This window comes from uncultured Ralstonia sp. (genome assembly GCA_913056305.1).
Classification (GTDB): Bacteria; Pseudomonadota; Gammaproteobacteria; order Burkholderiales; family Burkholderiaceae; genus Ralstonia.
The window spans coordinates 1-7,287 of sequence record CAJXMR010000228.1; the positions used below are offsets into that span (position 1 = coordinate 1).

Consider the following 7,287-nt stretch of genomic DNA (forward strand, 5'->3'; position numbering starts at 1 on the left):
CCAAGCAAGCCGGCCGCAACGACGCCATGCGGCCCATCTGCCCCTTGCCCTCCGGGTTGGCCCGATCGGGGGCCATCTGCTTTGTCGGCGCGTCTTGCAAAGGGAACAACCCTTTGCGGCGACGTCCTTCGCGCATCTGGCCCCCGCTCGGGCCAACGTGCGCACGTTACATATGTGAACAGACCCCATCATGGACACCAATGCAACACCCCCCTCCCCGCCGCTCTGGCTGCTGGCCGAGCTGACCTACCGCTGCCCGCTGCACTGCGCGTTCTGCTACAACCCGGTCGACTTCGCCAGCCATGACGCGGAGCTCGACACCGACACCTGGTGCGACGTGATGACCCAGGCGCGCAAGCTGGGCGCCGCGCAGATCGGCTTCTCCGGCGGCGAACCGCTGCTGCGCGACGACCTGGAAGCGCTGGTCGAACACGCACGGGCGCTGGGCTTCTATACCAACCTGATCACCTCGGGCGTGGGCCTGAACGAGGCGCGCATCGCGCGGCTCAAGACGGCGGGGCTCGACCATATCCAGCTCTCGCTGCAGGACTCCACCCGCGAGCTGAACGACTTCCTCACCAGCACCCGAACCTTCGAGCTCAAGCAGCGCGTCGCGCGCCTGATCAAGGCATACGACTACCCGATGGTGCTCAACTGCGTGCTGCACCGGTACAACCTGCCGCACGTCGGGCAGATCATCGAGATGGCGCTGGAGATGGGCGCCGAATATCTGGAGCTGGCCAACACGCAGTACTACGGCTGGGCCATGCTCAACCGCGCCCAGCTCATGCCGACCGCCGAGCAGTTGCGCGAGGCCGAGGCCACCGTCAACGAATACCGAGCGCGCGTGGGCGACCGCTGCCGCATCCTGTTCGTGGTGCCCGACTACTTCGAGACGCGCCCCAAGGCGTGCATGAACGGCTGGGGTTCGGTGTTCCTCGGCGTGGCGCCGGACGGCACGGCGCTGCCCTGCCACTCCGCGCGTGCGCTGCCCGGGCTGGCCCTGCCCAACGTGCGCGACACCTCGCTGGCGCAGGTCTGGTACGAGAGCGACGCCTTCAACGCCTTCCGTGGCGACGGCTGGATGCGCGAGCCCTGCCGCACCTGCGACGAGCGCGAGCACGACCACGGCGGCTGCCGCTGCCAAGCCTACCTGCTCACCGGTGATGCCGACGCGGCCGACCCGGTGTGCGGGAAGTCAGCCCACCATGGCGTGATCGAGCAGGTCGTCAAGCTGGCCCGCCAGCCGGCGCGCGATGCGGCGGAACAACCGCTGATCTTCCGCAGCCGGGAAAACTCAGTGCGCCTGGGCTGAATCGGCCCAACACGCCCGAGCGCGCAGGGAGCCCCGTGCCCCCTGCGCCGATTCCCGCTCAATCCCAGGAATAGCGCATCCCCACCCACACGCCACGCGGCGCGCCCGGCCCCACGAACTGCTCATTGACCGGATGGGCCGGATCGAACGTATGCCCCGGCCCGTTGAACAGGTTGGCGCCCAGCGCACCGAAGCTGGCATACCGGCGGTTGAACAGGTTCGTCACCGTCGCGAAGACCTGCAGTTGCTTGGTCACTTGGTAGGTTGTGTCCAAATCGACTAGCAGATACCCCGCCAGCTTGCCGTTCGCGTCCGCGTTGTTCTCGTCGCCCTGCGCATAGACGCCGCCGCGCCAGACCAGGTTGGTGCCGATGTTCCATTTGGGTGTGGCGGCATAGTCCAGCCGCAGCTTGCCGGTGTTCTCCGGAATGCCGGTCACGTGGTTGCCGGGCCGGACGGTGATGTTGCCGTTCGCATCGGCACTGGAGTTGCTCGGGCTGCTGCGCGTCCAGGTGGAGCGATAGGTTGCGTTGACATGGCTGTAGCTGAGCATCACGCCCAGCGGCCCAAGCTGCGTGCGGCCGCTCAACTCCAGCCCCTGCCGACGCACCTTGCCGACGTTCTGGAAGAAGCCCTGCGTGCCTTGCGACCCTGCAGCGCTGCTGACGAACTGGATGTCGTTGAACAGCGTCGTGTTGTAGGCCGCCGCGCTCCAGGCGGTGTCCTTGCCGATGCGGCCGCGCGCACCGATCTCGAAGGTCTTGGAGATGACCGGCTTGAGCGCGGGGTCGGCGATGAAGTCGTTCGGCAGCGAGCACGGCGCGGCCGGGTCCGCACAGGCCAGCTCGATGGCAGTGGGCGAGCGCATGCCCTCGTTGTAGGTGGCGTAGGCGGTGAAGCGCGGCGTCGGGTTCCAGTTGATGCCGACGGCCGGGTTGAAGCGCGAGAAGGTGTGGTCACCGTTGAGCAGCGGCTGCGTGCCGCTCTCGTCGCCGATCTGCGCGTGGGCCCAGTTGTAGCGGCCGGCCAGTGTGAGCACCCAGTGCTCGCTGAGCGACAGCGTGTCGTTGAAGTAGAGCCCGAGGTTGGCGTCACGCGTCTTCGCATCGGTCTGCTGCGTGAAGTCGCTGACCCCGATGGTGGCGCGCGACGCGGTGAACACGGCATCCTGCGATGCCCGCGTGTAGTGCGAATTGGCAAAGTCGCCCGCCGCCCCCACCACCAGCTGGTTCTGCATGCCGCCCAGCTTGCCGAGCAGCGTCAGTTGCAGGCTCGCGCCATAGCTGTCGGTGCCCACGTGCGATTGGACGTTGCTCCCCTGCCGCGTGTCGATGGTGCCATCCGCATTGACCGCGCCGAAATCGCCATTGACGTTGCTGCTGGTGTTCGTGTTGCTGAAGTGGCGGTAGTAGACGTTGCCGCTCAGCTGCACATCGTCGTTGAAAGCGTGGTCGCCCGCGAGCGTCAGGTAACCGACGCGGTTCTTGTTCTGGTCAGGAAACGTGTAGCCCTGCTTGGGGTTGTCGAGAAACGAGCGCGGGATCGTCTGCGTGCCCTGCAGCGTGTTGTCGGCACCGCCCACCGATAGCGAGAGCGTGGTGTCCTCGCCGGTGTAGCGCAGCTTGCCGAACGCCTGGCGGATGCGGCTGGCGTTGTGGTCGGCCCAGCCGCCGTCGTTGGCGGCGCTGGCGGTCACGAAGTAGTCGAGGTGCTCGCCAATCAGCCCGCCCTGCCGCACCTGCGCGGTCTTGCGGCCCCATGCGCCACCCGTCACCTCGGCCTCGCCGCCGGGGCTGGTCTTGCCGTTGCGGGTGGAGACAGCAATGGCGCCGCCCAGTGTATTGAGCCCGTAAGTCGGGTTGGAGCCGGGAATGAGCTGGATCGTGTCGATGGCGTCCTGCGCAATCCAGTCCCAGTTGACCACGTTGCCGAACGGCTCGTTCACGCGCACGCCATCGACGAACACCGACAAGCCCTGCGGCGTGCCGAGCAGCGGCGAGGCGATGAAGCCGCGGTAGTTGATGTTGACCTGGTACGGATTGCCTTGCGCATCCGACACGTCGACGCTCGGCAGGTTCTTGTCGAAGTAATCCGTGAGCGTGTTGCGGTGCTGATGTTCAAGATCGCGCGAGCGCACCGTCTGTACGTTGGCGGGCACCTGCGCCAGCGGCGTGCCGAGGCCGAGCAGTGGCGTGGTCCCGACCACGATGGTGGAGGCCAGGGTGATCTCCTTGACGTCGGTGCCAGCCGAGGCAGACGCCGCAGGCTCGGCCTGCGCCCAGGCCACGGCAGACAAGCCCGCCAGCGCACTGCCAAGGGTGAAGGTGGTGATGCGGGCGCGGCGCCGGAACCGGCGTGGCTGCACCTCACGCGGGGCACGCATGATGTCGTCTCCTGCCGGCTTGCCGGCGTGTTTATCTGGCGCGACACCATCGCGGCGTGCTTGCCGCAGCCACCGTGCCCATGCCTATTGAATGGGCAGGCTTGAGCGAGAACCATGCCACGCGCTTCGGCGAAGCGCAGCGCGTGCGATGTGCTGTTGCGGGTGTGGCAGGCGCGCACGCGTTGCTCACCTCAGCTGCTCCAATTCGCAACACCACGCTGTTCGGCGTCCCAGTTTGGAACAGCCTCACGCGTGCATCGCAGGTGGCTGCTGCGCCGGTGACGTCCGCGCAGCCCACTTCCTGCCCAAGATCAATTGCATGCCGTTCCATGGAGCGGGCATTGGCATACCGCTTGCATTGAGTCCGCTCGCAGAGTTTCTGCAACCCACATGAATCGGTGCCACCAGCCAGGACGACGCACCGACACCTCGACAGGAGACAAACATGAAGACACGCTCGGCTTCGGCCATGCGGTTTGCGACGCTCGCCATGGGCGCCGCAACCACGTTGAGTCTGGCATCCGGACTGGTGGCAGCGGCTGCCGACTATCCGGCGGTCACCTATGAGCGGCTCACGTCCGCGCAGTCCGACCCAGGCTGGCTGACCTACTACCGCACCTACAACGGCCAGTCGCACTCGCCGCTCACGCAGATCGACGCGACCAACGTCAAGGGCCTCAAGCAGGCGTGGAGCTTCAAGTTCCCGGCCGAGCTGCAGCAGGGCTTCGAAGCCACGCCCATCGTCAACGGCCGCTTCATGTTCGTCACCACGCCCAAGGACAACGTCTACGCGTTCGACGCCACCACCGGCAAGCTGCTGTGGAAGTTCGAGCCCAAGCTCGGCCCCGAGGCGTTCAAGAACGCCTGCTGCGACGTGGTCAACCGCGGTGTCGCGCTCTACGGCAAGAACGTGTACGTGGCGATGCTCAGCGGCGAGGTAGTCGCGCTCGACGCGCAGACCGGCGCCGTGACCTGGCGCAAGCGCATGTTCGAGCCAGCCACCGGCTATGCGTTCTCGCTCGCGCCGCTGGCGCTGGATGGCGCCATCGTGGTCGGCAGCTCGGGCGGCGAGTATGGCGCGCGCGGCTTCATCGCGGCACTCAACCCGGACGACGGCGCGGTGCTGTGGAAGCGCTTTACCGTGCCCGGCGCCAACGAGAAGCACGGCGACACCTGGCCCAACGGCATGCAGGAGCACGGCGGCGCCCCGGCCTGGCTGACGGGCACCTACGACCCTGCATCGAAGACGCTCTACTGGGGCGTCGGCAACCCCGGCCCGTGGCTGGCTGACCTGCGCCCCGGCGACAACCTCTACTCCGACTCCCTGCTCGCACTCGACGCCAAAACCGGCGACCTCAAGTGGCACTACCAGTACACCCGCCACGACACCTGGGACTACGACGGCGTCAACACCCCCACGCTCGCCAACATCACCTACGAAGGCAAAAGCTACGACGCCATCCTCCATGCCGATCGCAACGGCTTCTTCCACGCTATCGACCGCACCAACGGCAAGCTGATCTACGCCAAGCCGTTCGTGAAGGCCACCTCCGTGACCGGCTACACCGCCGATGGCGCGCCCATCCAGGATGCCGCCAAATACCCGAAGGTCGGCACCACCATCGACACCTGCCCGAGCTTCCTCGGCGGCAAGAACTGGTGGTCGGTCTCGTACGACCCCGAGAAACACCTCGCCATCGTGCCGTCGCTGCACGCGTGCATGAGCCTCTCGGGCAAGTCGGTCAACTACATGGAAGGGCTGCCCTACCTGGGCGAAGGCTTCGAGCTCAAGCCCGAGCCCGGCAGCCAGGGCTACGGCGAGCTGCAGGCCATCGACGTCAACACCGGCCAGAAGGTCTGGAGCCACTGGAGCAAGCTGCCGTGGAACGGCGGCGTCGCCACCACCGCCACGGGCCTGGCCTTCAGCGGCTCGCTCGACGGCCATCTGTACGCCTTTGACGAAGCCACCGGCAAGGTGCTGTGGACCAGCCCGAAGCTGGCCAGCGGCGTGATCGCGCAGCCGTCGGTGTTCGAAGTCGACGGCAAGCAGTACGTCGCCATCCTCACCGGCTACGGCGGCGCCAACCCGATCTGGGGCGGCCCGATGGCCAAGGCGGCGGAGAAGGTCCCCCGTGGCGGCACGCTGTACGTGTTTGCGCTGAATCGCAACTGAACGCGATGTGTTGAAAAGGGGGCGCGGCCGTTGCCAGTGCGACGGCCGCCAACGCCCCCGCCTCTTAGGCAGATGGTCATCATGAAGACTCGAATCCACTCCCTCGCGGCGGCGTCCCTGCTCGCCGCCGGCGCCGCGCTCCTGCCGGCACACGCCCAGGCCGGCGTGCGCATCTGCACCTTCCCCGGCAGCCCCTCGACCACGCTCGACCAGGCCGTCGCGCGCGAAGCGTTCAAGACCGCCGGCATCGCCGCCAGCTTCGACGCCCACGCCATCGGCGATGGCGACGACGACGGCGTCTCGCTCAAGGAACTGCGCCGCACGCTGGAGGGCCGCTGCGACGTCATCGCCGGCTTCCCGCGCTCGGCCATGGCCGATGCCGCCAGCCACAGCACGCTGGTGTTCTCGCGCGGCTACCTCCACTCCGGCTACGTCAGCATCGAAGCGCGCGGCGGCAAGCTGCCGGATGCCGCGAAGGACGTCATTGCCGCGACATTCGCCAGCCCCGCGCAGCTGATCGCGCTGCAGCAGAAGAACACGCGGATCGACCTCGTCAACACGCACCAGCAGACCGTGGATGCCGTGGCCAGCGGGCATGCGCAGCGCGCGATCGTCTGGTATCCGGCGGTGGTGGCCTATCGGCAGGCGCATCCACAGCGGCAGTTTGACGTGGCGAGAACGGCGTCGCCGTATGCCGACTGGGATCTGGTGATCGCCTTCAAGGCGGCGGATGCCGAGCTGCAGGAGCGAATCGACGCGGCGCTCAGCGTCATGTCGGCGGATGGTCGCCTGGCAACGCTCACCCGCAACTGGGCCTTGCCCGAGGGGGCACCCAGCGCGCGCGTGTCGGCACCCGCGTTTGCCTATCTCGATGGCCCGCATGTGGAGGCCGGCCAGATGCGCGATAACGTGCGGCGCACGGGCGGCATGCCGGCCACGGCGGCCATCGTCAAGATCGGGGCGGATGGCGATGCGCCGTCGTTTGACGGTGCGCAGGCCAAGCGTGGCAAGGCGTTGTATTCCAATGCGTGTGCCAAGTGCCATGGGGCGCAACTGCAGGGCGTTACGGCACCGGCACTCAGCGGGCCGTCGTTCGCGCCGGCGGCCAACTCGAAGCTGACCATTGGCGGGATCTTCTCGTACCTGTCGACCAATATGCCGGCGGATCGGCCCGGCAAGCTCAAGGAGCAGGAGTACGCAGACATCATGGCGTTTCTGCTGTATTCGAATGGGTATCGGGCGAATGCCAGCAAGCTGACAGCGGATGCTGCACGGGCTTCGACTACGCCGTTGAATGCGGGGCCAGGGCGTTGAGTTGATTGGCTGATGGGGGATGGGCTTGTCGTCGGTTTTTTTTTGTTGTGGTCCATCCCCTGTTTCATCCCCTGCCGGGGCTGACTCACTTTCTTTGTCTTG

4 protein-coding genes are annotated in these 7,287 nt (G+C 66.9%); 3 read left to right on the forward strand and 1 reads right to left on the reverse strand.

Annotation, left to right across the window (positions count from 1 at the left end):
- Window positions 1–190: 190 nt before the first annotated feature.
- Window positions 191–1,315 carry a pyrroloquinoline quinone biosynthesis protein PqqE gene (gene pqqE, locus QZ609_RS22575; RefSeq protein ID WP_295499701.1) on the forward strand — a complete coding sequence of 375 codons (1,125 nt, stop codon included), beginning with the start codon at window positions 191–193 and terminating at the stop codon, window positions 1,313–1,315.
- A 58-nt stretch (window positions 1,316–1,373) separates the two neighbouring features.
- Here pqqE and QZ609_RS22580 read toward each other — a convergent pair whose 3' ends face one another.
- The gene (locus tag QZ609_RS22580) at window positions 1,374–3,698 is read right to left on the reverse strand and encodes a TonB-dependent receptor (RefSeq protein ID WP_295499702.1); all 2,325 of its coding nucleotides are present in this window, start codon (window positions 3,696–3,698) and stop codon (window positions 1,374–1,376) included.
- Window positions 3,699–4,143: 445 nt separating this feature from the next.
- On the opposite strand from QZ609_RS22580, the gene QZ609_RS22585 reads away from it, so the two are divergent.
- Both QZ609_RS22585 and QZ609_RS22590 read left to right on the forward strand, forming a co-directional pair.
- On the forward strand, window positions 4,144–5,871 hold the full coding sequence (locus QZ609_RS22585) for a methanol/ethanol family PQQ-dependent dehydrogenase (protein WP_295499704.1): 1,728 nt from the start codon (window positions 4,144–4,146) through the stop codon (window positions 5,869–5,871).
- Between the two features lie 81 nt (window positions 5,872–5,952).
- The gene (locus tag QZ609_RS22590) at window positions 5,953–7,185 is read left to right on the forward strand and encodes a c-type cytochrome (RefSeq protein WP_295499706.1); all 1,233 of its coding nucleotides are present in this window, start codon (window positions 5,953–5,955) and stop codon (window positions 7,183–7,185) included.
- Window positions 7,186–7,287 lie beyond the last annotated feature (102 nt).

Excerpts from the sequence above, each read along its gene's own strand:
- pqqE (WP_295499701.1), top strand. The coding sequence starts at position 191 with ATGGACACCAATGCAACACCCCCCTCCCCGCCGCTCTGGCTGCTGGCC.
- QZ609_RS22585 (WP_295499704.1), top strand. The coding sequence starts at position 4,144 with ATGAAGACACGCTCGGCTTCGGCCATGCGGTTTGCGACGCTCGCCATG.
- QZ609_RS22590 (WP_295499706.1), top strand. The coding sequence starts at position 5,953 with ATGAAGACTCGAATCCACTCCCTCGCGGCGGCGTCCCTGCTCGCCGCC.
- QZ609_RS22580 (WP_295499702.1), bottom strand. The coding sequence starts at position 3,698 with ATGCGTGCCCCGCGTGAGGTGCAGCCACGCCGGTTCCGGCGCCGCGCC.